Source organism: Actinoplanes xinjiangensis, assembly GCF_003148685.1.
GTDB lineage: Bacteria > Actinomycetota > Actinomycetes > Mycobacteriales > Micromonosporaceae > Actinoplanes > Actinoplanes xinjiangensis.
The window spans coordinates 202546-228606 of the sequence record NZ_QGGR01000003.1; the positions used below are offsets into that span (position 1 = coordinate 202546).

Sequence of the window (26061 nt, forward strand, 5' to 3'; positions counted from 1 at the left end):
GTTGACTTACTCAGCCGCGACAGCGGCGGGCGCGGCGGCCGGGGCGGCAGCGGCGGGCGCGGCCTCAGCCTCGGCGGCCGGAGCCTCAGCAGCCGGAGCCTCAGCAGCGGGAGCCTCGGCAGCCGGGGCGTCGACGGCGGCGGCCGGCTCCTCGGCCTTCTTCTCGGCGCCCTCGTACAGGTCCCGCTCCCACTCCGGCAGCGGCTCACCCGCGGCGACGGTGCCGGCCTCGGGCTTCTCGTCGGCGCCGGCGCCACGGCCACGGCCGGAACGGGCGATCAGACCGTCGGCGACGGCGGCCGCGATGACCTTGGTCAGCAGCTCGGCGGACCGGATCGCGTCGTCGTTGCCCGGGATCGGGAAGTCGACCTCGTCCGGGTCACAGTTGGTGTCCAGCACGGCGATGACCGGGATGTTCAGCTTCCGGGCCTCGTCGACCGCGATGTGCTCCTTCTTGGTGTCCACGACCCAGATCGCCGACGGCGTCTTGGTCATGTCACGCAGACCACCGAGGGTCTTGGTGAGCTTCGTCTTCTCGCGGAAGAGCTGGAGGGTCTCCTTCTTGGTGTAACCCGCGGCGGTGCCGGTCAGGTCACCCAGAGCCTCGAGCTCCTTCATGCGCTGGAGACGCTTGTACACCGTCTGGAAGTTGGTCAGCATGCCGCCGAGCCAACGGTGGTTCACGTACGGCTGGCCGACCCGCGTCGCCTGCTCGGCGATGGCCTCCTGCGCCTGCTTCTTGGTGCCGACGAAGAGGATGTGACCACCCTCGGCGACGGTGTCCCGCACGAAGCTGTACGCCTTCTCGATGTAGTCGAGGGTCTGGCGCAGGTCGATGATGTAGATGCCGTTGCGCTCAGTCATGATGAAGCGCTTCATCTTCGGGTTCCAGCGCCGGGTCTGGTGCCCGAAGTGGACACCGCTTTCCAGCAGTTGGCGCATGGTCACGACGGCCATGATGGGTACTCCCTGATCTTCCCTGGTTATCACGCTCACCGACGATGAGCGCCCTGGCGCCTGGTCAGTGGCCGCAGTCGGACCCGACGGAATCGGGACCAGGGAGGGCCACCGCCTCCGGCCGTCGCTGAAAAATCAGCACTTGGATCCGGAGGAGGGCACGCGAGGTCGACCGCACAGGCGGTCGCCATGGACCAGCATACGCCAAGCCACCCGCGAGCCCGGGCCGCCCTCGGTCTAGCACGAAGCGGGCACCGGCGCGCAGCCGTCCACATCACGGCACCCTCCACAGGGCGCCGGACGGCGGCCCCACATTCCTGTGACGGTGCCGGGTCATGACGACTCAGCGACGGGCGGTCGGCGCCTACGGCGAGCGGCTGGCCGCCCGGCACCTCCAGGAGATCGGGCTCACACTGCTCCAGCGCAACTGGCGCTGCGCCGACGGCGAGATAGATCTCATCCTGCGTGACGGCGCCGACCTGGTCTTCTGCGAGGTCAAGACCCGGCGCACGGCCGCCTTCGGCCCGCCGGCGGCAGCAGTCGATCACCGCAAGGTGCGCCGGTTACGGCATCTGGCGGCCCGCTACCTCACCGACGAGGGGGTACGCGGGGAGCGCATCCGCTTCGACGTCGTGGAGGTTCTGCCGCAACGCCGGGGCGCCACCCGGCTGGTCCACATCCGGGACGCGTTCTGATGGGCTACGCACGGGTCCTCTGCGCCGGGCTGGTCGGCGTCGCCGGGCACCTCGTCGAGGTCGAGGCCGACCTCTCCAACGGGCTGCCCACCCTGCTGCTCACCGGCCTGCCCGACACCGCCCTCAACGAGGCACGCGACCGGGTGCGCGCGGCGATCGTCAACTCCGGGGGTGACTGGCCCAACCGGCGGATCACCGTCAACCTGCTGCCCGCGGCCCTGCCGAAACACGGCTCCGGTTTCGATCTCGCCGTGGCCGTCGCGGTCCTCGCCGGAGCCGGTGACCTGCCACCGGCCCGGCTCGACGGGGTCGCGCTCATCGGTGAGCTGGGCCTCGACGGAACCGTCCGGCCGGTCCGCGGCGTGCTGCCGATGGTCGCCGCGGCGGCACGGGCCGGGATCAGCCGGGTGATCGTGCCGGCGGCCAACGCGTGCGAGGCGACCGTGGTGCCCGGCGTCACGGTCCGCGCGGTGGACACCCTGCACCGGCTCGTCGACTTCGCCCACGGGACCGGAACGCTGCTGGACCCGCCGGACCTCCCGCCGGCACCCCCGCCCGCCGGACCCGACCTGGCCGACCTCGCCGGCCAGGAGACCGGCCGGTACGCCCTGGAGATCGCCGCCGCCGGCGGACACCACCTCGCCCTCTTCGGGCCGCCCGGCGCCGGCAAGACCATGCTCGCCGAGCGGCTCCCGTCCATCCTCCCGGAACTCGACGACGAGGCCGCCCTGGAGGTCACCGCCCTCCAGTCGATCGCCGGGGTGCTGCCAGCCGACGGGCGGCTGGTCCGCCGGCCGCCGTTCCAGGCCCCACACCACAGCTCCACCCTCGCCTCCCTCGTCGGCGGCGGCTCCGGGCTGATCCGGCCCGGAGCGCTCTCCCTCGCCCACCGCGGCGTCCTCTTCCTCGACGAGGTGCCGGAGATGAGCCGGGCCACACTGCAGGCGCTGCGGCAGCCGCTGGAGAGCGGGCGGGTCGTGCTGTCCCGGGCCCGCGGCACCACCGAATACCCGGCCCGCGCCCAGCTCGTCGTCGCCGCCAACCCGTGCCCCTGCGCGTCACCGGCCGGCGACCAGGCCTGCCACTGCCCGCCCGCCGTGCGGCGGCGCTACCTCGGGCGGCTGTCCGGGCCGCTGCTCGACCGCATCGACATGCGGGTCAACCTGCTCCCGGTGCGGGCCGCGCAGCTGCTCGCCGACTCGGCACCCGCCGAACCGTCCACGGTCGTCGCGGCCCGGGTGGCGCGTGCCCGGGAGTCGGCGGCCGCCCGCTGGGCCGCGGACGGCTGGCGGGTCAACGCCGAGGTGCCGGGGCCGGTCCTGCGGCGTTCACCGTGGCGGCTGCCACCCCGCGCCACCGCCGTCCTGCACGGCGCCCTGGACCGGGGCGCCCTGTCGGCCCGCGGCTACGACCGGTGTCTCCGCCTCGCCTGGACCGTGGCCGACCTCGACGGCCGGGACCGGCCCTCGGAGGGCGACGTGTGCGAGGCGTACCAGCTCCGGATGGGAGAGGCCGCCCATCGTGTCCCGAAGTGACTGCCTCCTGGCGTACCCGTTCCGCCCTTCCGAGTCCCCCGCCCCACCACCCTGCCGGGACGTGTCTCGCCCGCCGCCGCGCCCGGATGCGCTGGTTCCGGCGCTTCGCCGGGACGCGCTTCGCCGGGACTGGCGTTCTCCACCGCTTCGCTGCGGCGACTCTCGCCGCGTTCCGTCTTCTCCACCGCTTCGCCGGGGCGACCTTCCCGCCGGAGTCACCTCCCCAGGCCTCCCCTCTTCCGCCGCGTCGGCGACGTGCGCCTCGCCGGGACTGGCGTTCTCCACCGCTTCTTCCGGGGCGCATCGGGTTCGCCGGCGTGCTTTTCGTCTCTTGTCTGTTCCCTTCTCGATCGGAGAGTGAAGTGAGCGTTTCGGCATCCGCTCCCGGCAGGACCGGGACGCCCGCGCCCGGCGGCCCGGAGGATCGCGCGGCGCGCGTCGCACTGACGTGGCTGGCCGAGCCGGGGAACCGTGCCGTCTGGGCACTGGTGGAACAGGCCGGGGCGCCGGCCACCCTGGACCGGCTGCTCAGCGGCGACATCCCGGACGCCCGGCTGCGGTCGGCGGTCTCCGCCCGCGCGGCCGCCGGTGACGCCCGCCGGATGGCGGAGATCGCGATGCGCCGGGCCGACCGGCTCGGCGCGCGCCTGGTGGTGCCGGCCGACGAGGAATGGCCACGACGGGTCGCCGACCTCGCGACCCTGGAACTGGACACCGGAGGCCGGATCAACAACGACACCCGGCCGCCGCTCTGCTTCTGGGTACGCGGGGCGTGGCCGCTCGGCGAGACGCTGGAACGGTCGGTCGCGATCATCGGAGCACGGGCCGCCACCGACTACGGCATCCACGTCACCGGTGAGCTGGCATCGGCGATCAGCCAGGACGGGTGGACGGTGCTGTCCGGCGGGGCGTTCGGAATCGACGCCGCCGCCCATCGCGGGGCGCTCACCGCCGGAGGGCGCACCGTGGCCGTCCTCGCCTGCGGGATCGACCGGCCCTACCCGGTCGGGCACACGGCGCTGTTCGACCGGATCGCCGACTCCGGCCTGCTGATCAGCGAATGGCCGGTCGGGGCCGAACCGCTACGGCACCGCTTCCTGATCCGGAACCGGGTCATCGCGGCCGCCACCGCGGGCACGGTCGTCGTCGAAGCGGCCGCACGCAGCGGCGCCGCCCAGACGATGAGCCGCGTATTAGCGCTCAACCGGCCGGCGATGGTCGTTCCCGGACCGGTGACATCGGCGATGTCGGTCGGGTGCCACGAGATCCTGCGGAACAATCCATACGCACGGGTGGTCACCAATGCCGCCGAGGTGCTCGAGGAGATCGGCCGGATCGGCGAGTACTTCGCCGAGATACCGCGCGGACCGCAACGCCGACATGATCACCTGGACGAGGAGGCGGCACTCGTCCTCGAAGCTCTGCCACGGAGCGGCACGTCCACCCCGGAGCAGCTCGCGGCCGAGGCACGGCTGGATCTGCGCACGGTGCTGCGACGCCTGTCTCTTCTCGAGATCGCAGGGCTGGTGGTGCGTACCGCTGACGGTGTCTCCCTCGCCCCCGCGCGGGGCCCGAGCCGGGCCGCAACCGGCTGACGGGAGCGAATCAACCCTGCCGGAGGCATGACGGTGACCGGCCCGTCGCCGTCAGGCCGCCGCGTCAGCGACGACCGGCTCCGAGCCGGTCCACGGTCACCGCTGTGACCGGACGAGATCAGTCCTCGGACTCGTCCAGGTCCCGGCGATGAACCTTCATCCACGCTTCGACGTCCTCCACCAGCCATACCTTGCCCTGCGCAAGGTCGGCTACCGGCTTCGGAAAGTCGGCACGGCTGGTGATCTGGTACGCCCGCTGTCGGCTGACTCCGCCCAGACGGATGCGGATCTCGTGCGCGCCCATGAGGCGGATCGGCTTCACTCCCACATGATCGACCGTAGGCGCGGGACTATTAGTCTCTGACCAAGTTGTTAGGAGACAGCTAGTCCATAGTCAACTAAGGTGGTCCCATGCCTAGCCGTCACCAGCCTAGTGGCCCGGTTCCCCATCATCCCCGCCACCGTCGGGACTGGCGCACCCTCTGGCGCCGCTGCATATGCGGGCTTCCCGCGCCCTGCATCGACCGCTTCCCGCCGGCGCCGCCACCGCCGTACCCGCGATGGGCGTCACCGTCTCCTGACCAGCGGACACAGGGTGCCGGCGGCATCTACCGGTCCCGGTCGGCCCCACCCGGGGCGGGTGCCCCGGCCACCACTCCGGACAGCCCTCACCGCCCGACCCATCCGGAGCTGAACGTCGGCCGTGCGGGGCGCCTGACCCCCGCCCAGGAGCACCGCGTGAATCAGGGCGCCCGGCGGCGGAATCGTCGCCAGCCCCGCAGCCATTGACGTCCCGCGCCCGAGTGGCCGATCACTTTCGGGGGAAGCCTTGCCGACCGCACCGCAAACCGAGCATCTCCACGACCGCCCACATTGGCGGTGCCGCGTGTGCAGCCGCCCCTGGCCGTGCCCGGAGGCGCAGACCCGTCTTCTCGACGAGTACGACGCATACCCGTCGCTGCTGAAGATCTATCTGTCCGCCCAGATGTACGAGGCGCTCGACGACCTCACCGTCGACGGCCAGTCGGCGCCCGTGGACCTGTATGAGCGCTTCCTTGCCTGGACCAGGACCCGACCAGCCTCCTGATCTCCACAGCCACGCGAAACCGCCCCGGCGTCTCCCGGCTTCACCTCACACCCACCGGGCCAAGCGCTCGATCGCCACGGGCAGTTCCCACATCTTCAGCGGCCGCGGGCCGCTCTCCGCCTTCCCCGCCGCACGCCTATCCCTGACTTGCAGGCCGCTCTCGCCTTGCCAACCGCAGGCCTATCCCTGGCCTCGCCGACCGCGCACCTATCCCTCAGGATGCTGGCCACAGGCCTACCCCGGCCTTGCCTGCCGCAGCCCATCCCGGTCTCATCGCACGGCCGGCGTCGCGTCCCTCGAAAGGCGACGGCATTCGACCGGTAAATGGCAGAAGGGCCAAGGCCCGCGGACGAACGATCAGGTGACGACGAGCGCGGTCGGCCAGCACGAGTCGATGCGACGGCGTGGAACATTGTGACGGCCTGATTCATCGAGACCGGCGCCAGTCAGCGCAGCAAGGCCCGCAAGCCGACACGGCTTGCGAGAGCCAGCGCGTGAAAGCGCCGGGCCGCACGCAACGCGGCCAGCCCGCACGCAACGGGGCCGGGTCGCACGCGATGGTTGTGGTCAGGTGCGAGTGCGGCGGTGGTGGCCCCGGCCTGCGTGCCAGGACTCGATCACCAGGTGGTCGGCGGGGGTGCCGACGTAGGTCAGGGCGACCTCCTCGATGTCGAGGCGGAAGAACGCGGCGTCGGCGTGTGGGGTGCCCGGTGGGGGCGGGACCTCGACGGCGCGGCCGGAGACCTTGGCATCGCCGGGGCCGGCGGCCGGGTCGTCTGCCGGGGGCTCCAGGGTGGGGCTGTGCATCGCGATCCGGGGGTCGCGGCGCAGGTCTCGCAGTTTCACCGAATCCGGCATCGAACCGAACGTCAGGTCACCGTCGGTGAATTGGGCCTCGGAAGCGCTGATCCGGGGTGAGCCGTCGCGGCGCAACGTGGCGATCGTCTTGTTGGTGCCCGCTTCGAAGAGAGCCCGCACACGGGCCGCGAACTCCGGGGCGTCCTTCTCGATTTCCTCCCAGCGTGCCATGGCAGCGACGTTAGACCCGGGGTATGACAAAGATGCTTGACTGACGGCTCTGCTCGACGGACGGTCTGAGGCGATGCGGATACGGGAACTGCACGAACGGCTGCCGACGGCCCTGCGTGCGGCGGTGGACGACTTCGGCCGGCACCTCGCCGTGGTGGAAGGGCGTTCGGAACACACCGTCCGGGCGTATGTCGGGGATGTCGTGTCGCTGCTCGATCATGCGGCTGCCGAGGGCCGGGTCACCGTCGCCGACCTGGACATCACGGTTCTCCGCGGGTGGCTCGCGGCCCGGATGGGGACGGGTGCGGCACGTTCCTCGCAGGCCCGGCGGGCGGCGGCGGCGCGGGCCTTCAGCGGCTGGGCACACCGCACCGGTATCTCGCCGGATGATCCGGGCGCTCAACTGGCCAGCCCGCGTGCTCACCGGAGTCTGCCCACCGTTCTGCGCGCGGATCAGGCGGCGAGCCTGATGACCCCGGCGGGGATGAGAGATGACAGCACCCGCGGCTCGGAGGGAGATGATGGGGCCCCCACCACGCAAAAGAACGACCACGCCAGCGCTACGGCCGGAACCGGCGCGGCCGGCGCCACGGCTGAAAAAGACGGGAGCGGCGCCACGGCTGAAAACGACCGCGGCGAAGGCACGGGGGGTGACGACCGTGGCGGCGTCACGGGAGGTGACGACCGCGGCGGCGCCACGGCGGGGAACCACGGGGGCGCCACGGCGGGGAACCACGGAGGCGTCACGGCGGGGAACGACGGAGGCGGCGCTGAGACGGGGAACGGTGAAAGCGGCGCGGGAGACGGTCTGGAGATCCGGGATCGGGCGGTTCTCGAGTTGCTCTACGCCACCGGGATCCGGGTCGGGGAGCTGTGTTCGCTGAACCGGGCCGACGTCGATCACGCCCGGCAGGTGGTGCGGGTGTTCGGGAAGGGTGCCAAGGAGCGAGCCGTTCCGTTCGGGCATCCGGCGCGGCGGGCCCTGGACGCCTGGCTGCGCCTGGGCCGGCCGGCACTGGTCAACCGGGCCAGCCGGGACGCTCTGTTCCTCGGGGCCAAGGGCGGCCGCCTCCAGCCGACCGTGGTGCGGCGGATCGTCGCGGACGCCGCACGGGCGGCCGGCCTTCCGCACACCAGCCCGCACGATCTGCGGCATTCGGCGGCGACGCATCTGCTGGACGGTGGCGCCGATCTGCGGGCGGTGCAGGAACTGCTCGGGCACAGTTCGCTGGCGAGTACACAGATCTACACACATGTGTCGACCGAGCGGCTGCGTGCGGCGTTCAATCAGGCGCATCCACGGGCCTGACATCGTACGATCCCAGCATGAGCGCCCCGGCAGGAGGACCACCGCAACCGATTCCCGGCGGTCGGCTCCTGTTCTCGCTGGATCCGTCGGTGTCCTATCTGAATCACGGCTCGTTCGGTGCGCTGCCGATCAGCGTGCAGCGTGCCCAGCAGCGGCTGCGCGACGAGATGGAGTCCAATCCGCTGCGGTTCTTCGCCGTCGGCCTGGAGGACCGGATCGTCCACAGCCGACGTCATCTGGCGACGTTCCTGGGTGCGGATCCGGACGGTAGCGCCCTGATCCAGAACACGACGGCCGCGGTGTCGATGATCCTGCGGTCGGTGCGGCTCGGACCGGCCGACGAGGTGCTGCTGACCGATCACTCCTACGGCGCGGTCACGATGGCGGTCCGCAGCCGGTGCCGGCAGGCCGGGGCCAGTGCGCGGACGGTGGCGGTGCCGCTGGGCCTGCCGGCCCGGGAGGTGGTCACCCGGATCCGGGCGGCACTGCGGCCCGGCCGCACCAGGCTGCTGGTCATCGATCAGCTGGCGTCGGCGACGGCGGCCCTCTTTCCGGTACGGGAGATCGTCGCCGCCGCCCGCGAGCACGACATCCCGGTGCTGGTGGACGCCGCCCACGTGCCGGGCATGCTGCCGGTGGACGTGTCCGCGATCGGCGCCGACTTCTGGGTGGGGAACCTGCACAAGTGGGGCTGGGCGCCCCGTGGCACGGCGCTGATGAACGTGGCACCGGCCTGGCGCCGCCGGATCGAGCCGCTGGTCGTGTCCTGGGCCCATGACGAGGGCTATCCGGGCGCGGTCGAGTTCCAGGGGACCGTCGACTACACGCCGTGGCTGGCCGCGCCGGCCGGGGTCTTCACACTGCGGACGCTGGGTCTGGAGGCCGTCCGGGAGCACAACGAGGCGCTTGTCACGTACGGCCAGAGGGTTGTCGGTGAGGCTCTCGGCCTCGCGCCCGCGGACCTGCCGCATCCCGGCGGACCGGGGGTGGCCATGCGGGTGGTGCCGCTGCCGGCCGGCCTCGCGACGACCGTTCCGGAGGCGCAGGCGCTGCGGCAGCACATCGCCGACAAGCTGGCCACCGAGGTCGCGGTGAACGCCTGGGGCGGCCGGGGGCTGCTGCGGTTGAGCGGCCAGGTCTACAACCGCCCGGAGGAGTACGAGCGGTTCGCCGAGCGCCTGCCCGCGTTCCTGGCCGAATACCAGCGCTGAGGACCCGGGGAGGCCGAGCCGGCACGCGGAGACGGGTAGGCGGAGACGGGTAGGCGGAGACGGGTAAGCGGAGACGGGTAAGCGGAGACGGGTCATCCGTTCAGGGGCAGCAGGCGGACCCGGCCCAGGCCGAGCAGGGCCAGCGGGTCGAGATAGACGTCGCCGCGGCGGAGGCCCCAGTGCAGGCAGGTGACCTGGGGGCAGCCGGGATGGCCGGGCTCGACGGACCCGATCGGATCGCCGGCCGCGACCACGTCGCCGGCCCGGACGGTCGCGGTGACCGGCTCATAGGTGGTGCGCAGCCCACCGGCGTGCTGGATGCTGATGACGCCGCGCCCGGCGAGCGTCCCCGTGTAGACGACGACACCGCCACCCGCGGACCGCACCGGCGCACCCGCGGTCGCGCCGAGATCGACGCCCCGGTGACCGGCGAGCCACGGCTCAGGGGGCGGATCGAAGCGCCGCAGCACCCGGGGTGGCAGCACCGGCCACTGATAGGACGGCACGGCCCCGAGAGTGGGCAGCAGGAGCAGGACCAGAGCGAGAGCGGGCATGCCGCCGAGACTGCCGGGCCGGAACCCGTCTCGCGACCGTCCCTGTGGACAACCGCCGGGTGTGGACGACCGTCAGCCGCCGAAGCCCGGCTCGTCGGGCAACGAGATGTCCGGCTTTTCCAGCTCCTCGACGTTGACGTCCTTGAACGTCATCACCCGCACGTTCTTCACGAAACGGGCCGGACGATACATGTCCCACACCCAGGCGTCGTGCATCTCGACCTCGAAATACACCTCGCCGTCGGAGTTACGCACGTGCAGGTCGACCTGGTTGGCCAGGTAGAACCGGCGCTCGGTCTCCACCACGTAGGAGAACTGGCGGACGATGTCGCGGTACTCCCGGTAGAGCTGCAGCTCCATCTCGGTCTCGTACTTCTCGAGATCCTCTGCGCTCATCGTGTCTCGCCCTCCATGGCACTATCTTCCCCCACCGACGGCGACGGCTGAGGCTGCTCGCTCGACGCCACGCCGACGGTACCCTCAGGCGCCTGGAGAATCAGCAGCGGCTCGGTAACGGATACGTCGAACAGAGCAGGCGGCGGGTCGGCCGGGCGGCGCGCCCGTGGGGGCCGGTTGCCGCGGCCGGATGCCGCGGCGACGTTCACATATGAGAAGCGGTGCTCGGAGCACGGCCCGTGGGTGGTCAGCGCGGTGCTGTGCTCCTCGGTGATGTAGCCCTTGTGCACCGCGAATCCGTAGTCGGGGAACTTCGCGTCCAGCTCGACCATGAGCCGGTCACGTGTGACCTTCGCCAGGACGCTGGCGGCCGCGACGCACGCGGCGACCCGGTCACCTTTCCACACGGCGAGGCCGGGCACGCCGAGGCCGTCGACCGGGAAGCCGTCGGTCAACACGTACTCCGGGCGGACGTCGAGGGAGGCCAGTGCCCGGCGCATCGCCGCGAGATTGCAGACGTGCAGGCCGCGGGCGTCGACCTCGGTCGGCGGGATGATCATCACGGACCAGGCGAGGGCCTTGGCGACCACCTGGTCGTAGACCCGCTCCCGGGCGGCCGGGGTCAGCAGTTTCGAATCGGCGAGGCCGGGGATCTCACCGCGTCTGCCCTCGGGCAGGATCGCGGCGGCCGCCACGAGCGGGCCCGCGCAGGCGCCGCGGCCGGCCTCGTCGGCGCCGGCCACGTGCCGGAAGCCACGACGCTGCAACGCCTGCTCCAGGGCGTACAGCCCGGCCTCGCGGCGGACGACGGTACGCGGTGGGGCCAGCATCAGAAACCCCCGGAAGCGACGACGACGGTACGCGAGGAGGCCGGCATCCGAGACCCCTGGGAAGCGACGACGACAATACGCGAGGAGGCCGGCATCAGGACTCCTCGGCGACGGCGTCGACGGTGAGCCGCCGCAGCAGGGCGGCCAGGTCGGCGGGGAAGATCTCCTCCTGGCTCGCCTCGATCTCGGCGGCCGACCACCACCGGTGCTCGGTGATGGTGAGGCGCTCCTCCTCGTCCATCCCGGCGGTGTCGACCTGCCAGTCGGGCACCCGGAGCAGGAAGAAGTCCTGCTCCTGCCGATACTGCCGGCGATCGTACGAGAACTCGGTCACCTCGTGCCGGACCGGCTCGCCCAGCCGGTCCGCCGTCACCCGCAGCCCGGTCTCCTCGAACAGCTCGCGGCAGGCGGCGTCGACGGTCGTCTCACCCGTGTCCAGGCCGCCGCCGGGAGTGAACCACCAGCGCAGCCCGGGCCGCGCCGGGTCACCGCCGTGCAGCAGCAGCACCCGACCGGCCAGATCGACCAGGAGAACCCGGCCGGCGCGGCGATCTATCACCTCGGTCACGCGACCAAGCCTATTGCGCGAGTGTTACTTGCCCGCGTCGGGGATGGCGTCGAATTCGTCCGGGACCGACAACCAGGTGGCCCGGCCGACCGGCCAGAAGATCGTGAAGGCCCGGCCGACGACCGAGTCGACCGGCACCGTCGCCTCATTGATCTTGCCGGGGTCGTCGGTGGCGCTGCTGTCGATGTAGTGCTGGAGCGAGTCGCCGGAGGCCTCCCGGTGGTCACCCATCACCCAGAGACGGCCGGACGGGACGGTGACGCTGAAGCTCCGGCTGGCGACCCGGTTGCGGGTGCCGTCGGACTCGACATACACGTACGGCTCGTCGAGGGAGGTGCCGTTGATCATCAGGCGTTGCTGCGCGTCACAGCACTCGACCTTGTCACCGGGCTGGCCGATGACCCGCTTGATGAAGTCCTCGCCCTCGTTGCCGGACTGCCAGACACCGGGCGCCTTGAACACGATGATCTCGCCGCGCCGCGGCTCACGGAAGTCGTAGACGAGCTTGTTGACCAGCACCCTGTCCCACAGTTCGAGGGTGTGCTGCATCGAGGGCGACGGGATGTAGAACGTCTGCAGCACGAAGGCGCGCACCAGGACGGCGACGAGGATCGCCACCCCCAACAGGATGGGAAGCTCACGCCAGAACGATCCTTGGCGCTTCTCGGTCTGCTCGTCAATCACGCTCGGAGCCTACGTCGTCTCGTCCATAACGACATGCCGGAACGCGCGGATAAAACCACACCCAACAGAAGAGGGAACACGTTTGTGGCGACGACCGGCTCCTCCTCCCGCGCCGGGAGCGGATGCGCCGCGGCCGCCGACGGGTACTGCTGGGCGAACTGTTTCCAGACATCCGGGACGTCCAGGCTGGTGAACCGCTCACTGGGCCAGACCACCACGAACGCCCGGCCGATGATGTTCTCGATCGGCACCGTTCCCTGGCAGCGGGCGTCCTGCGAGACCGAACGATGGTCGCCCATGACGAACATCTCGCCGGCCGGGACGGTCACCTCGGTGAACCGGCGGCTGGTGCACTGGCCCGCGATCGGCGGCTGACTCAGATCGGAGTTGAAGCCCTCGGCGATGTACGCCTCATCGATGCCGACCCCGTTGACGGTGATCCGCCCGCCGGAATCACAGCAGGCGACCTTGTCACCCGGAAGACCGATCACCCGTTTGATGAAGTCACGCTCACCGGGACGGCTGACCCCGACGAGATCGCCGACGGTCCGGCCGAGCTTGGCGAGGAAGGTGTTGCTGACCTCCTCGGTGACCTCGGGCGCCCAGTCGTCGGTCCCGCGGAACACCACGATCTCGCCGCGCAGCGGGTCACGCATGTCGTAGACGACCTTGTTGACCAGCACCCGGTCCTTGATCTCCAGGGTGCTCTGCATCGACCCGGAGGGGATGTAGAACGCCTGGACGAGGAACGTCCGAATGAGCACCGCCAGACAGAACGCCACGACCAGTAGCAACGGAAGTTCCTGCCAGAGAGGCATCTCCTTCCGCACCACGCCGCGCCGGCGTCGTGCCGGCCGATAGCCTTCCATCGGATCCACGCTTCGCATCTCCCGCCGCCTACCGGCCGAACCGCCCCCGGATACAGCACTACCGCCCGAGTTTCCCGGCTAGGGAGAGTTACGGGCGGTAGGACTGGAATGGTTCACCTACAGCGCGTCCGGCACGGGCGCAAGCTTAGTTCGCTCGGGCCCGTCCCGGAAACACCGCGGAGATCAGACGGACTGCTTCTCCCGAAGCTCCTTGATCTTCGCCTTCTTGCCACGCAGCTCACGCAGGTAGTAGAGCTTGGCGCGGCGGACGTCACCACGGGTGAGAACCTCGATCCGGTCGATCGCCGGGCTGTTGAGCGGGTAGGTCCGCTCGACGCCGACGCCGAAGCTGATCTTGCGGATCTTGAAGGTCTCCCGCAGGGCGGCACCCTGGCGGGCGATCACGACGCCCTGGAAGACCTGGACACGGGACCGGTTACCTTCGACGACCCGGGCGTGCACCTTGAGCGTGTCACCGGCCCGGAAATCCGGGAGGTCGGTGCGCTGCGACTGGGCGTCGATAGCGTCCAGCGTGTTCATCGCTGCATCCTCGTACTCAGAGCGCACCGTGAGTTCGGTGCGCGAATGGGCAATGCTGATCCCCCGCCACTCCTGAGGATCCTCGTACTCACCTCACGGTGTGGATGAGCACGGCAACCTCATTACTTTGCCACACCCGGAGGCGGGAGCTGTAATCCGGCCTCATCAAGGGCTTTCCGGTCCTTCTTGTCGAGGAGATCCGGAGGGTAGGCGGCATACATGTCGGGGCGGCGGTCGGCGGTGCGCAGCAGGCTCTGCTCACGCCGCCAGCGGGCGATCCGGCCGTGGTCGCCGGACCGCAGCACGTCCGGCACCTCACGGCCGCGCCAGGACTGCGGCTTGGTGTAGACCGGGGCCTCCAGCAGGCCGGCCGCGTGCGACTCCTCGGTCAGCGAGTCGGCGTTGCCGAGCACCCCGGGCAGCAGCCGGGTGATCGCCTCCATGATCACGATGACCGCGACCTCGCCGCCGAAGAGCACGTAGTCACCGAGCGACACCTCGTGCACCGGCATCCGGTCGGCGGCGTCGTCGATCACCCGCTGGTCGATGCCCTCGTAGCGACCACAGGCGAAGACCAGGTGCTCCAGGCCGGCGAGCCGGTGGGCGTCGGCCTGGGTGAAGGGTTTCCCGACCGGCGACGGTACGACCAGAGCCGCCCCCGGCGACGCGACGGCGTCCAGCGCCTCACCCCAGGGTTCGGGTCGCATCACCATGCCGGGACCACCGCCGTACGGACTGTCGTCCACCGTGCGGTGCACGTCATAGGTCCATTTACGCAGATCGTGCACGGTGAGATCGAGGGTCCCGGTGGTCCGCGCCTTGCCGATCAGTGACAGATCGAGAGGCGCGAAGTAGTCCGGGAAGATCGAGATGATGTCGACCTTCACAGGCGGGCCCTCACAGGTCGAGCAGGCCTTCCGGGAGGTCGACGACGATCCGGCCACCACGCAGGTCCACGGTCGGGACCATCGCGGTGACGAACGGGATCAGAGCCGTCCCGCCGTCCTTCTTGGCGAGCACGATCAGGTCCGAGGAGGGCGCGTGCTCGATGCGCTGCACCGTGCCGTGTTCCTCGCCGGACACCGACTCCACGCGCAGCCCGACGAGCTGGTGGTCGTGGAACTCCTCCGGGTCCTCCGGCGGCGCCAGACCGGCGCTGTCCACCTGGAGGTACACGCCCTTCAACGCCTCGGCGACGTTGCGGTCGTGGATGCCCTCGAAGACGGCGATCCCGCGGCCCTGATGCCAGCGGATCGACTCGAGGACGAGTTCTTTCGGGACTTCGAAGCGAGCACCGGGAGCGGGCGCGGCCGCCGGGCCGGCGCTCACCCGGCGGTCCCGGGGGACCTCCGTGATGAACACCGATCCGGCGGTGAAGCGTTCCTCGGGCTCGTCGGTCCGCACGACCACCGTGACCTCGCCCCGGATGCCGTGCGGTTTACCGATCTGGCCGACGACGAGCAGCATCGATCAGTACGCGTCGACGATGTCGACCCGGATGCCACGACCGCCGATCGAGCCGATCACCTGACGCAGGGCCTTGGCCGTACGCCCGCCGCGCCCGATGACCGTTCCCAGGTCCTCCGGGTGCACACGGACCTCGAGCCGCTTGCCACGGCGCGAGTCGACCAGACGAACCCGGACGTCGGCCGGGTTGTCGACGATGCCCTTGACGAGGTGCTCCAGCGCGGGCCGGAGCGCCCCGTCAGCTTGCGTCGGCGCCGGCACCGGCCGGGTCCTGTGCAGTCTCGGCGACAGCCTCGCGGTTCGGCTCGGCCGGGTCGGCCGGCTTGGTGTCGGCCGGGCGAGCCTCGGCGACCTCCGGAGCGGCGGCCTTCTTCGCCGACTTGCTCTGGGTGGCCGGCTTGGTCTCGGTCAGACCGGCGGCAGCCTTGGCCTCGGCCTCGTAGACCTCGGACTTGCTCTGCTTGCTCGGCGCGACCAGCAGCGGCGGCGGAGCGGGCAGACCCTTGAACTTCTGCCAGTCGCCGGTCTTCTCCAGGATGCGCTGCACCGGCTCGGACGGCTGGGCGCCGACGGACAGCCAGTACTGAACGCGCTCGGACTTCACCTCGATGACCGAGGGGTGTTCCTTCGGCTGGTAGATGCCGATGTACTCGATGGCGCGGCCGTCGCGCTTGGTGCGCGAGTCGGCGACGACGATGCGGTACTGCGGGTTGCGGATCTTGCCCATCCGCAGGAGCCGGATCTTAACGGCCACGGTTTATTCGCTCCTGATGACTGCGTGGTTGAGCCGAACGGAACCCACGTGGGGATTGCGGGACCGATGTCTCATGGACTGGCATCGCGATCAGGGGTTAGAGGGCGCCTGTCGCATGCCGGATACCAGCTAATCATTCTGCCAGACGAACGCGCGGGTCTCCCAACCGGGCCACCACCGGCCGGTCCCAGCCGGACGGCAGCTCGGTGGGTGCGCCCCAGGACGGATCCGGACGGAAATCCGTCCAGGTGCCGTCGAAGGGGAACACCCCCGCCTCGATCCGGGTGATCACCCGCCGGCCCTCGGCCCACACCGCCGCCTCGTCGGGCACCCAGTACAGCTCCGGGAAGGCCAGGCGCTCGGCGAAATCGTCCTCGTCCTTCCACCGCCACACCCGATCACGGCCGGCCACGATGTCGAGGTCCTGGTCGATCACGTCGATCCCGGCGACGTCACCGTCGTCCCAGCGGACCGCGCTCTCCTCCAGGTTGACGTAGTACCCGGTGAACTCGCCCTCGTCGTCCCGGAAGAACCAGACCGAGTGGTTCTCGCCCGGCGGGAAGAACCGCAGCACCCCCGGGCCACGCCACTGCGCGGTCCGCGGGGCGCGGGGCGCGGCCATCCAGTCGGGGAACGCCAGATCCCGCGGGAACCGGCCGTCCAGAGTCGTCTCCACGGCGATGACCGAGCCGCGGGCCACCCAGATGAGCAGCCCACGGTCGTCGTCCGAGATCACCCGGCCGGGATGCACGAAGGCGATCCGGCCGTGATGGGTGTCGCGATGGAGGATCAGCCGACCCGGTTCGAAGCGCACGCTCAGTACGAACGACCCAGGTAGGCGATCAGGTCCGGCTCCTCGTCCGACTCCGGCATCGAACCGTCCTCGCGGGTGAGGCAGCGCACCGTGACCGCCTTGCCGTTCGCCTCCTTCTCACCGGCCTCGCCGACCGCCGACCACGGCACCCGGGCGAACCCGGTCTGCGACGCCTCGATCGCCTCGCCGAGCGTCTTCACCTCGACGGTGCGCTCCACCCGGAACGCCAGGGCGTCGTCGTAGAGGCGCTGCTGGTCGGCCTTGAGGGCGGCCACCACGGCGTTCGCCACCTCGGCCAGCGGGATCGGCGACTTGGTGCCGTCGATCCGGCGGGCCACCACGGCGTTGCCGTTCGCCAGGTCGCGCGGGCCGACCTCGATCCGGATCGGGATGCCCTGCAGTTCCGCGTCCACCGCGCGACGGCCGAACGGGATGTCCGCGCGGTCGTCGAGCTTCACCCGTACACCCGCGGTCTTGAGGTCCTTGACCAGCTGGGCCGCCGCCTCGGCGACGCCCTCGCCCGCCTTGACCACCATGACCTGGACCTGGACCGGCGCGAGCCGCGGCGGAAGCCGCAGGCCGTTGTCGTCGCCGTGCACCATGATCAGGCCGCCGAGCATCCGGGTCGAGGTGCCCCACGAGGTCGTCCACGCGTGCTCGACGGTCCGCTCGGCGGACGAGTAGGTGATGTCGAACGCCTTCGCGAAGTTCTGCCCCAGCTCGTGCGAGGTGCCCATCTGCAGCGCCTTGCCGTCGCCCATCATGGCCTCGACGGTCATCGTGTTGGTGGCGCCGGCGAACCGCTCACCCCGGGTCTTGCGCCCCGGGATGACCGGGATGGCCAGGATCTCGGTCATGAACGCCTCGTAGACGTTCTTGTGGATGTCGCGGGCGTGCTCCCGGGCGTCGGCCTCGGTGGCGTGCGCGGTGTGGCCCTCCTGCCAGAGGAACTCGGTGGTGCGCAGGAAGGTGCGCGGGCGCAGCTCCCACCGGACCACGTTGGCCCACTGGTTGAGCAGCAGGGGAAGATCACGATACGAGTCGACCCACTTGGCCATGAACTCGCCGATCACGGTCTCACTGGTGGGGCGCACGACCAGCGGCTCGGCGAGCTCCTTGCCGCCGGCGTGGGTGACCACGGCCAGCTCCGGCGAGAAGCCCTCGACGTGGTCGGCCTCACGGCGCAGATAGTTCTCCGGGATGAAGAGCGGGAAGTAGGCGTTCTGGACGCCCTGCTCCTTGATGCGGGCGTCCATGTCGGCCTGCATGCGCTCCCAGATCGCGTAGCCGACCGGGCGGATCACCATCGTGCCGCGCACCGGGCCGTTGTCGGCGAGCTGCGCCTTGGCGATGAGGTCCTGATACCAGCGGGGGAAATCCTCCGCACGGGGAGTGAGCACGCGAGCCATGAGGAAGCATCGTAGTCCTGACCGGCCTGCAACCAGCCGGGTGGGCATCCCGTGTCCCTCATCGGAGAAAGACGGGGTGACGGATGGACTTCGATGACTTCTACCGGGATACCGCCCGGCGGCTGGCCCGGTACGCCTACGGGCTCACCGGCGACCCGGTGGAGGCGCAGGACCTGGTCCAGGAGGCGTATGCGCGCGCCTGGCAACGGTGGCGGCGCCTGTCCGGGTACGACGACCCGGAAGCCTGGCTGCGGCTGGTGGTGAACCGGCTGTCCGCGGACCGGTGGCGCCGGCTCGGCATCCGCCGGGCACGGGCCGCCGCCGAACCACCGCTGCCGTCGGTCAGCCCACCGTCCGAAGACGTGGTGCTGCTGGTACAAGCGATGCGCGACCTGCCGGAGAAGGTACGCCGGGCGATGGCCCTGCACTACCTGCTGGACCGGTCGATCGCCGACATCGCCACCGAGACCGGCGCGGCACCCAACACCGTCAAGTCGTGGCTGTTCCGGGGCCGCACGCTGCTCGCGGCCGCCCTGGACGACCCCTCGGCCAAGCAGAAGGAGGAGGTGGCCCGCCGTGCCCGCTGACCTGGACGACCTGTTCACCACGCTGAGCCGGCAGGCCGACGCGATCCCGCTCGCCGGTGTCGAACACGCCCGGCAACGCGGCCGGCAGCGCCGCGCCCGTGGCGTGGCCGCCCTGGCCGCCGCCGCGGTCGTTGTGGTCGTCGCCGGAACCGGCCTGGCCCTCAACCGGCCGCACACGACACCGGAGCCGCTGCTGCCGGCGACCGATCCGGCCCGGCTCCGTGGCCTGGCACCGGTCGGTGAGCCGCTGCGGATCGCCGACGGCCGGATGTGGAACAACACCCGGATCGCCGGGGAGCGGGTGATCGGCTTCTCCTCCGACGGGAACGGCGGCCACGAGACCGTCGCCCTCGACGCCCGGACCGGTGCGACCCTCTGGCGGATCACCGGCCGGGAGAGCTACTACCGGGGAGTCGCCACCACGTCCACGGTGGTGATGCTGCTGCGGGAGCTGGCGTCGCAGTCCGAGGCGGTACTCGAACCGGCCGCCCGGATCCTGGAGTTCCACGACGCGGTCACCGGCGAGAAGACGTGGGAACTGCCGCACACCGACCACGACCGGTTCGTCCTGCACGAGGACGTGCTGGTCCGGCTGGTCGGCGAGACGACCGCGATCGAGGGATACGACCTGGACACCGGACGGAAACTGTGGACCGCGCCGCCCGGTCACACCCCGGGCGACACGTCATCGCTCGTCCCGGCGCCGCCGCGGCTGATCAGCGGCATGCGGGTCGAGGCGGACGGCAACGACGACGCCGACGGGACCACCTGGGCCCTCGGCGGGCCGGACACGGCGGACGCCATCCCGTACACCGACGACCGGCTGGTCGACATGAGCAGGTCGGGGAAGGTCACGATCCGGGACATCCGGACCGGCGAGGTGCGGTCGACGGCATCGGGCCGCCCGAACGCCGAACAGCTCATCGCCTACGAGGGGACGGCCTACGCCCAGGTCCGGGTCGGCGACCTCATCGGGGTCGCCTCCCTGGACCGGATCCTCTACCAGTACCGGGCGGGGGACTCGTGGAGCTACGCGGCCCACTTCGCCTGCGGGCGCGACCGCCTCTGCGTCATCGAGGACCGCCCGATCACCGAGGAGCGGTCGGAGGCCCGGATCGTCCTGATCGACGCGAAGTCCGGGAAGGTGCTCCGGACGACCGGTGCGGTGCCACGCCACGGCGAGAACTCGATGCGGGTCGGCCGCATCCTGACCAGCGGCACCGGTGAGAAGGCGACCACCCTCTACGACGAGAACGGTGAGGCCCGCTACTCCGACTACGGGGTCGGCGGGTTCGTCGACGACGGCAACGCGCTGTCCATGAGCCAGGACGCCGGGGACCGGAGGTTCACGGTCCGCGGTGTCTCCACGGTCGACTACCAGAAGGTCGAACTGGGCGTCATCCCGGAGATCTCCGGTCGCTGCGACTGGAACGAGGAGATCCTCACCTGCCCCACCGGCCAGGAGTTGTGGATCTGGCGCTTCAACCGCTGAACCAGCGGGCCGCCTTTCGGCCGCTCATTCAGCGGGCACCTGGCCCGGCGCTGAATCAGCGGCCGCCCTTGCGGCGCCGCTGATCATGTGATGACGGCGCCCCGCAGCACGATCCGGCGGGGCGCCCGGACCACCCGCAGGTCGGCGCGCGGGTCGGTCTCGTAGACCACCAGGTCGGCGAGGCCGCCTTCGACCAGGCCGGGGAAGCCCAGCCACTCCCGCGCCCGCCACGAGGCGGCGGCCAGCACGTCGACCGCGGGGATGCCGGCCTCGTGCAGGTAGAGCATCTCCTCGGCGGCCAGGCCGTGCCGGATGCCGCCGCCGGCGTCGGTGCCGACGTAGATCGGCACGCCGGCCTCGTGGGCGGCGAGGACGACGGACGGGAACCGGTCGCGCAGGGCGAGCATGTGATCGGCGTACCCGTCGAACTTGCCGCGTGCGGAGTCGGCGATCTTCCCGAACGTCCGGATGTTGATCATCGTGGGCACCAGGGCGGTCCCGCGGCGGGCCATCTCGTCGATCAGGTCCAGGGTGAGTCCGGTGCCGTGCTCCACCGAGTCGACCCCGGCCCGCACCATGATCTCCACGCCCTCCTCGGAGAACGTGTGCACCGCCGCCCGCGCCCCGGCCGCGTGGGCGGCCTCGACGGCGGCGGTCATGGTCGCGGCGTCCCAGCTGGGGGCCAGGTCGCCGACGCCGCGGTCGATCCAGTCGCCGACCAGCTTCACCCAGCCGGTGCCGGCCTTCGCCTGCGCGGTGACGGCCGCGGCGACCTGGTCACCGGCCACCTCGACGCCGATGTCCCGCAGATAGCGGCGAGGGGCGGCGACGTGGCGCCCGGCGCGGGCCAGGCGGGGCACGCCCGGTTCGTCGTCCAATTCGGGGTACGGAAAAGGGGAACCCGCGTCCCGCAGGGCCAGAACACCCGCGTCGCGGTCGATGACGGCCAGCTCACGGGCCTGGTCGACACTCTCGATCGGTTTCGCCCCGAAGGCGATGCCGAGGTGGCAGTGCGCGTCGACGAGCCCCGGCACGACGAACCCGCCGTCACTGATCGTCTCGGCCCCGGCCACCGGCTCGTAGGTGACCCGATCTCCCACCAGCCACAGATCCCGGACCTCACCGTCCGGCAGAACCGTCCCACGCACATGAAACGCCATGGGTAAGTCCTACCGGATCAGGCGTCGTCCCGTGCGGCGAGGTATTTGTCGCGCAGCGCGGTCAGCGCGGGCACATCGATGGTGATCGGATACGGCACGTCCGTGTCGAGGGCCTTGTTGGTACTCAGGGTCATCTCATACTCACCGGACCGACCCGGCCGGAAGATCGTCAGCTCCACACCCTCCCCGAACGTCGGGTCGACGACCCAGTAGTCGTCGACCCTCGCAGCCGCGTAGACCCTGGTCTTCGCATACATGTCCTGGAAGCGCGAGGTCGGGGAGATGATCTCCACAACGAGCATCGCGCCATCGATCGGCACGGGTGAGCGCGTCATGTAGCGCTCATGCACCACCACAACATCGGGACGCAGCTCACTCCGGCAATCGATGTCAAGCGACAGATCCGGAACCGGCACGTAGGTGGCCGGACAATTCGGACGCAGCATCGTCGCCAGTTGATAGCCGAGCACCCGCTGGAAAGGGGTCGGAGACGGCAAGACCAGCCTTCCGTCGATCAGCTCATAGCGGAGCACCTCAGGAAGACTGGCGAGATCTTCAACGGTCCAGTCGCGCTTATCAGGCAACCGAAGGGCGGCGGTCATCAGCTTCTCCTCACTGGGATCGCCGCCCACGCTACTAGCCTCTTGACAGTTAGCGCAATACAACTTGAACCGTGACTAGCCCATCATCAACGGTTGTCGTCCTTGGGCTTGTTCAGCTTGTTGAAGTCGAGCTTCGGCAGCTTGAAGCCGGGCGGCACACCCGGACCCCCACCGAGCGCACCCGGGTCCAGCCCCGGCGGCAGCTGCGGCATGCCCCCCGGGAACCCGCCGGGCATCCCACCCGGACGCCCGCCGACCCGCGGCCGGTTGCCACCCTTGCCGCCCTTGCGCTTGTTCTTCGAGCTCTTCGTCGCGCTGCGGCGGCCGCCGGGCAGGCCCATCATCCCGGTCATCTGCTTCATCATCTTCTGCGCGTCGGTGAAGCGGTTGAGCAGCTGATTGACGTCCATGACGGTGACGCCGGAGCCGTTGGCGATACGCAGTCGCCGGGAGCCGTTGATGATCTTCGGGTTGGTGCGCTCGCCCGGGGTCATCGAGCGGATGATCGCGGTGACCCGGTCGAAGTGGCTGTCGTCGAGCTCGTCGAGCTGGCCCTTGAGCTGGCCCATGCCGGGCATCATGCCGATGATGTTGGCGATCGGGCCCATCCGGCGGACCGCGATCAGCTGGTCCAGGAAGTCCTCCAGCGTGAACTGCTCGCCACCGAGCAGCTTGCTGGCCATCTTCTCCTTCTGGTCCTCGTCGAAGGCCTGCTCGGCCTGCTCGATGAGGGTCAGGAGGTCGCCCATGTCGAGGATCCGGCCGGCCATCCGGTCCGGGTGGAAGACGTCGAAGTCCTCCAGTTTCTCGCCGGTCGACGCGAAGAGGATGGGCTGGCCGGTGACGTGCCGGACGGAGAGCGCCGCGCCACCGCGGGCGTCACCGTCGAGCTTGGAGAGGACCACGCCGGTGATGCCGACGCCGTCGCGGAACGCCTCGGCGGTGCGCACCGCGTCCTGGCCGACCATCGCGTCGATGACGAAGATGACCTCGTCCGGGTCGACGGCGGACCGGATGTCGGCGGCCTGCTGCATCATCTCGGCGTCGATGCCGAGGCGGCCGGCGGTGTCGACGATGACGATGTCCTTCGCCGCCCGCTTCGCGTGCTCGATCGAGTCGCGCGCGACCTGGACCGGGTCACCGACACCGTTGCCCGGCTGCGGGGCGTAGACGTCCACCCCGGCGCGCTGGGCGAGCACCTGGAGCTGGTTGACGGCGTTGGGGCGCTGGAGGTCACAGGCGACCAGCAGGGGCTGGTGACCCTGGCCCTTCAGCCAGCGGGCCAGCTTGCCGGCGAGCGTCGTCTTACCCGAACCCTGGAGACCGGCCAGCATGATCACCGTCGGCGGCTGCTTGGCGAACTGCAGCCGCCGCCCCTCGCCGCCGAGGATCTCGATGAGCTCCTCGTTGACGATCTTGATGATCTGCTGGGCCGGGTTGAGGGCCTGGGAGACCTCGGCGCCGCGAGCCCGCTCACGCAGGTTGGCGATGAACGCCTTGACCACGGGCAGCGCGACATCCGCCTCCAGCAGCGCGAGACGGATCTCGCGTGCGGTGGCGTCGATGTCGGCATCAGTGAGCTTGCCCTTGCCGCGGAGCTTGCCGAAGATCCCGGAGAGGCGGTCACTCAAAGTGTCAAACACGGTGCGACTTCCCGTTGGTCTGAATGGTCACGTCGACCGCAAGCCTAGCCGTACCGTCGCTGCCTCACCGGTTCCGCATGCGGTAGGTGCGTGCGGCCGCCTCGATGCGCCGCTGAGTGCGGGTGCCCGGAGCCAGCGAGCGCCGGACCGCCGCGTAGAGGACGGCGCCGCCGCCCAGCACCAGCGCGCCCACGAACAGATACCAGAGCAGTGGTCCGAGCAGCCAGCTGGCCACCCAGCCCACCGCGACCAGTCCCACCAGGAATGCGATCGCCCTACCCATCGCCGGCCTCCCGCCGTCGTCGGAAATCACCCTTCCACCATGCCCTTCCGGCGCAACGGCCCGCATCGGCCGAGACCCCCATGCGTTCCCCCTAGGGGTGAGGTCGGCACGTTGCGGCACGCCGGGCGCACCGAAGTCGTATAACGCACTTAAGGGGATATAGACCGCAACTTCGCTCTGATCCTGGACGTTGAACCCTCGGCGGATGAGCGGCGAAAGGACGACGGCGTGGCGCTGCGACAGGTCCTGCGGCTGGCCCCCTGGCCGGTCCGACGGCGGGTCTTCGAGACGGTCGAGGCGCGTGTCCTGCCGCGCGTCGCCCCGGAACGGCGGCTGGGGGTCGCCCGTACCTTCATGCCCCTGGTCTCCACACGGGTCCGCGGCGCCGGCGGAGCCACCCTGCGCGTACGCACCGCCGCCGGGGTCCTGACCGCCCGCGCCGACCCGGCGGCCGCCCCCGCCGAGGTCCGCCGCCTCAACCTGGACCGGGTCGTCAAGGCGCTCGACGAGGCCGGCGTCGACTGGTTCCGGGTGCCGATCCGGGCCGCCGGTCGCACCGCCGTGGCGGTCCGCGCCGCCGACCGGCCGGACGCCCTCGCCGCGCTCCGCCGGCACGTCGCCGACGACCGGGGATCACTGCGGGTCGTCCGCCCCGGCCGCCGCCGGAAGAACCCCCAGGTGGTGGCGGTGTGCTGGCCGGTCACCGATCCCGGCGGCAGCCTGGTGCTCGGGCCCGACCTGGCCTGTGAGGTCGAGTTCTGGACCGAACGGGACGGCCGGCTGGTGTCGCCGCGCCGCAACCCGGTCGCCGACTCGATCCCGGTCACCGAACCGGTCACGGTCGCGCCGGAGACGGCGTTCGGGTCGTTCAGCGCGCGCGGTGACACCACCGGCTACCGCACCCGGCGGATCTTCACCTGCGTCGACCCGGACCGCGTCGACTTCCCGATCGACGTGGTCTACACGTGGGTGGACGGCAGCGACCCGGCCTGGCAGCGCCGCAAGGCACAGGCGCTGGCCGACAACCCGTGGGTCGGCGAGGTCAGCGAGCAGGCCGCCAACGACTCCCGGTTCGCCAGCCGCGACGAACTGCGCTACTCGCTGCGCGCCCTGCACTGCTTCGCGCCCTGGGTGCGCCGGGTCTTCCTGGTCACCGACGACCAGACGCCGGCCTGGCTGGACCGGGCCCACCCGCGGCTCACCGTGGTCTCGCACCGGGAGATCTTCGGCGACACCGGGCGGCTGCCGACCTTCAACTCGCAGGCCATCGAGTCCCGGCTGCACCGGATCCCGGGCCTGGCCGAGCACTTCCTCTACCTCAACGACGACGTGATCCTGGGCCGGCCGGTCACCCCCGAGATGTTCTTCACCCCGGGCGGCCTGACCAAGTTCTTCGCCTCGGCCGCCCGGGTCGACACCGCGCCCCGCGGCCCCGCCGACCGGCCCGCCGACTCGGCCGCCAAGAACAACCGGCGGCTCATCCAGGAGACGTTCGGCCGGATGCTGACCCGCAAGATGATGCACACCCCGCACCCGTCGCGGCGCAGCGTCATCGCCGAGATCGAGGAACGGTTCGCCGAGCAGGTCACCGCGACCGCCGGGCACCAGTTCCGGCATCCCGACGACATCTCGCTGCTCTCGTCGCTGCAGCAGTACTACGCGTACCTCACCGGGAAGGCCGCGCCCGGCCGGATCCGCTACCTGTACACCGACCTGTCCGAACCGGTGACGCCGCTGCGACTGGCCCGGCTGTTGCGCAGCCGGGACGTCGACGCGTTCTGCCTCAACGACGTCGACGTGCACAGCGCCGCCGTCGCCGATCAGGAAGCCCTGGTCGCGGAGTTCCTCCCGGCGTATCTGCCGTTCACGTCCCCGTTCGAGTTGCAGCACCGCAACGTCCGCCCGATCGCGGCGCCCCGGCAGCCGAGTCCCGGCCGGGACGACCGCCCGGTGCCGCCCGGGATGGCACTGCCGCCCGTCGCCTGACCTTT

General features: G+C 70.7%; 29 protein-coding genes. 9 read left to right on the top strand and 20 right to left on the bottom strand.

Annotation, left to right across the window (positions count from 1 at the left end; genetic code table 11):
• Positions 1–6 precede the first annotated feature (6 nt).
• A complete protein-coding gene (gene rpsB / locus BC793_RS07850; protein WP_109590774.1) occupies positions 7–957 on the bottom strand; it encodes a 30S ribosomal protein S2 in 951 nt (316 codons plus the stop codon).
• Between the two features lie 335 nt (positions 958–1292).
• Between rpsB and BC793_RS07855 the strand changes: the two genes are divergently transcribed.
• From BC793_RS07855 to BC793_RS07865, 3 genes are all read left to right on the top strand, one after another.
• Entirely contained in the window at positions 1293–1652 is a 360-nt protein-coding gene (locus BC793_RS07855) for a YraN family protein (RefSeq protein WP_109590776.1), read from the top strand.
• Complete coding sequence (locus tag BC793_RS07860) at positions 1652–3187, top strand: YifB family Mg chelatase-like AAA ATPase (protein ID WP_109590778.1); 1536 nt, start codon at positions 1652–1654, stop codon at positions 3185–3187. Before BC793_RS07855 ends, BC793_RS07860 begins: the two co-directional genes overlap by 1 nt.
• Before the next feature lie 362 nt (positions 3188–3549).
• Positions 3550–4782 (top strand): DNA-processing protein DprA, encoded by a 1233-nt coding sequence (locus BC793_RS07865; protein WP_239169703.1) that lies wholly within the window; start codon positions 3550–3552, stop codon positions 4780–4782.
• 118 nt (positions 4783–4900) lie between these two features.
• Here the strand turns inward: BC793_RS07865 and BC793_RS07870 are convergent, their stop codons facing one another.
• A complete protein-coding gene (locus tag BC793_RS07870; protein ID WP_109591457.1) occupies positions 4901–5086 on the bottom strand; it encodes a DNA-binding protein in 186 nt (61 codons plus the stop codon).
• Positions 5087–5668: 582 nt separating this feature from the next.
• Here BC793_RS07870 and BC793_RS07875 point away from each other — a divergent pair.
• On the top strand, positions 5669–5869 hold the full coding sequence (locus BC793_RS07875; RefSeq protein ID WP_239169704.1) for a hypothetical protein: 201 nt from the start codon (positions 5669–5671) through the stop codon (positions 5867–5869).
• Between the two features lie 567 nt (positions 5870–6436).
• Here the strand turns inward: BC793_RS07875 and BC793_RS07880 are convergent.
• A complete protein-coding gene (locus BC793_RS07880; protein WP_109590784.1) occupies positions 6437–6898 on the bottom strand; it encodes a pyridoxamine 5'-phosphate oxidase family protein in 462 nt (153 codons plus the stop codon).
• 73 nt (positions 6899–6971) lie between these two features.
• Between BC793_RS07880 and BC793_RS07885 the strand changes: the two genes are divergently transcribed.
• Together BC793_RS07885 and BC793_RS07890 are read left to right on the top strand one after the other, a co-directional pair.
• Positions 6972–8207, top strand: coding sequence for a tyrosine recombinase XerC (locus BC793_RS07885; RefSeq protein WP_109590786.1), 1236 nt, complete (start codon positions 6972–6974; stop codon positions 8205–8207).
• Positions 8208–8224: 17 nt separating this feature from the next.
• Positions 8225–9418 carry an aminotransferase class V-fold PLP-dependent enzyme gene (locus BC793_RS07890; protein ID WP_109590788.1) on the top strand — a complete coding sequence of 398 codons (1194 nt, stop codon included), beginning with the start codon at positions 8225–8227 and terminating at the stop codon, positions 9416–9418.
• Positions 9419–9510: 92 nt separating this feature from the next.
• Here the strand turns inward: BC793_RS07890 and BC793_RS07895 are convergent, their stop codons facing one another.
• From BC793_RS07895 to proS, 13 genes are all read right to left on the bottom strand, one after another.
• Complete coding sequence (locus BC793_RS07895) at positions 9511–9972, bottom strand: murein hydrolase activator EnvC family protein (protein ID WP_170167210.1); 462 nt, start codon at positions 9970–9972, stop codon at positions 9511–9513.
• Positions 9973–10044: 72 nt separating this feature from the next.
• Positions 10045–10368 carry a DUF2469 domain-containing protein gene (locus BC793_RS07900; RefSeq protein WP_067505225.1) on the bottom strand — a complete coding sequence of 108 codons (324 nt, stop codon included), beginning with the start codon at positions 10366–10368 and terminating at the stop codon, positions 10045–10047.
• Positions 10365–11198: a ribonuclease HII gene (locus BC793_RS07905; RefSeq protein WP_109590790.1), complete on the bottom strand. Its 834-nt coding sequence runs from the start codon at positions 11196–11198 to the stop codon at positions 10365–10367. Before BC793_RS07905 ends, BC793_RS07900 begins: the two co-directional genes overlap by 4 nt.
• A 94-nt stretch (positions 11199–11292) precedes the next feature.
• The gene (locus BC793_RS07910; protein ID WP_109590792.1) at positions 11293–11766 is read right to left on the bottom strand and encodes an NUDIX hydrolase; all 474 of its coding nucleotides are present in this window, start codon (positions 11764–11766) and stop codon (positions 11293–11295) included.
• Between the two features lie 24 nt (positions 11767–11790).
• On the bottom strand, positions 11791–12450 hold the full coding sequence (lepB, locus tag BC793_RS07915) for a signal peptidase I (RefSeq protein ID WP_109590794.1): 660 nt from the start codon (positions 12448–12450) through the stop codon (positions 11791–11793).
• Entirely contained in the window at positions 12447–13337 is an 891-nt protein-coding gene (gene lepB / locus BC793_RS07920) for a signal peptidase I (RefSeq protein ID WP_109590796.1), read from the bottom strand. Before lepB (BC793_RS07920) ends, lepB (BC793_RS07915) begins: the two co-directional genes overlap by 4 nt.
• Before the next feature lie 165 nt (positions 13338–13502).
• Positions 13503–13859, bottom strand: a complete 357-nt coding sequence (rplS, locus tag BC793_RS07925; RefSeq protein WP_109590798.1) for a 50S ribosomal protein L19 — start codon at positions 13857–13859, stop codon at positions 13503–13505.
• A gap of 122 nt (positions 13860–13981) precedes the next feature.
• Positions 13982–14746: a tRNA (guanosine(37)-N1)-methyltransferase TrmD gene (gene trmD, locus BC793_RS07930; RefSeq protein WP_109590800.1), complete on the bottom strand. Its 765-nt coding sequence runs from the start codon at positions 14744–14746 to the stop codon at positions 13982–13984.
• A 10-nt stretch (positions 14747–14756) separates the two neighbouring features.
• A complete protein-coding gene (gene rimM, locus BC793_RS07935; protein WP_203896039.1) occupies positions 14757–15323 on the bottom strand; it encodes a ribosome maturation factor RimM in 567 nt (188 codons plus the stop codon).
• A 6-nt stretch (positions 15324–15329) separates the two neighbouring features.
• On the bottom strand, positions 15330–15587 hold the full coding sequence (locus tag BC793_RS07940) for an RNA-binding protein (protein WP_109590804.1): 258 nt from the start codon (positions 15585–15587) through the stop codon (positions 15330–15332).
• Complete coding sequence (gene rpsP, locus BC793_RS07945; RefSeq protein ID WP_109590806.1) at positions 15565–16080, bottom strand: 30S ribosomal protein S16; 516 nt, start codon at positions 16078–16080, stop codon at positions 15565–15567. Before rpsP ends, BC793_RS07940 begins: the two co-directional genes overlap by 23 nt.
• Positions 16081–16213: 133 nt before the next feature.
• The gene (locus tag BC793_RS07950; RefSeq protein ID WP_109590808.1) at positions 16214–16894 is read right to left on the bottom strand and encodes a ribonuclease FAU-1 family protein; all 681 of its coding nucleotides are present in this window, start codon (positions 16892–16894) and stop codon (positions 16214–16216) included.
• 2 nt (positions 16895–16896) lie between these two features.
• The gene (gene proS / locus BC793_RS07955; RefSeq protein WP_109590810.1) at positions 16897–18303 is read right to left on the bottom strand and encodes a proline--tRNA ligase; all 1407 of its coding nucleotides are present in this window, start codon (positions 18301–18303) and stop codon (positions 16897–16899) included.
• Between the two features lie 83 nt (positions 18304–18386).
• On the opposite strand from proS, the gene BC793_RS07960 reads away from it, so the two are divergent.
• Complete coding sequence (locus tag BC793_RS07960) at positions 18387–18890, top strand: sigma-70 family RNA polymerase sigma factor (RefSeq protein WP_109590812.1); 504 nt, start codon at positions 18387–18389, stop codon at positions 18888–18890.
• Entirely contained in the window at positions 18880–20382 is a 1503-nt protein-coding gene (locus tag BC793_RS07965) for an outer membrane protein assembly factor BamB family protein (RefSeq protein WP_109590814.1), read from the top strand. The genes BC793_RS07960 and BC793_RS07965 overlap by 11 nt, the downstream gene beginning before the upstream one ends.
• 83 nt (positions 20383–20465) lie before the next feature.
• Here BC793_RS07965 and BC793_RS07970 read toward each other — a convergent pair whose 3' ends face one another.
• The 4 genes from BC793_RS07970 to BC793_RS07985 form a co-directional block, all read right to left on the bottom strand.
• Entirely contained in the window at positions 20466–21542 is a 1077-nt protein-coding gene (locus BC793_RS07970) for an amidohydrolase family protein (protein WP_109590816.1), read from the bottom strand.
• Positions 21543–21559: 17 nt separating this feature from the next.
• Positions 21560–22174, bottom strand: coding sequence for a Uma2 family endonuclease (locus BC793_RS07975; RefSeq protein WP_239169705.1), 615 nt, complete (start codon positions 22172–22174; stop codon positions 21560–21562).
• Positions 22175–22230: 56 nt separating this feature from the next.
• A complete protein-coding gene (ffh, locus tag BC793_RS07980) occupies positions 22231–23787 on the bottom strand; it encodes a signal recognition particle protein (RefSeq protein WP_109590818.1) in 1557 nt (518 codons plus the stop codon).
• A gap of 64 nt (positions 23788–23851) precedes the next feature.
• The gene (locus tag BC793_RS07985) at positions 23852–24070 is read right to left on the bottom strand and encodes a hypothetical protein (RefSeq protein ID WP_109590820.1); all 219 of its coding nucleotides are present in this window, start codon (positions 24068–24070) and stop codon (positions 23852–23854) included.
• Positions 24071–24298: 228 nt separating this feature from the next.
• Here BC793_RS07985 and BC793_RS07990 point away from each other — a divergent pair, with 228 nt between their 5' ends.
• On the top strand, positions 24299–26056 hold the full coding sequence (locus BC793_RS07990) for a stealth family protein (RefSeq protein WP_109590822.1): 1758 nt from the start codon (positions 24299–24301) through the stop codon (positions 26054–26056).
• Positions 26057–26061: the final 5 nt, after the last annotated feature.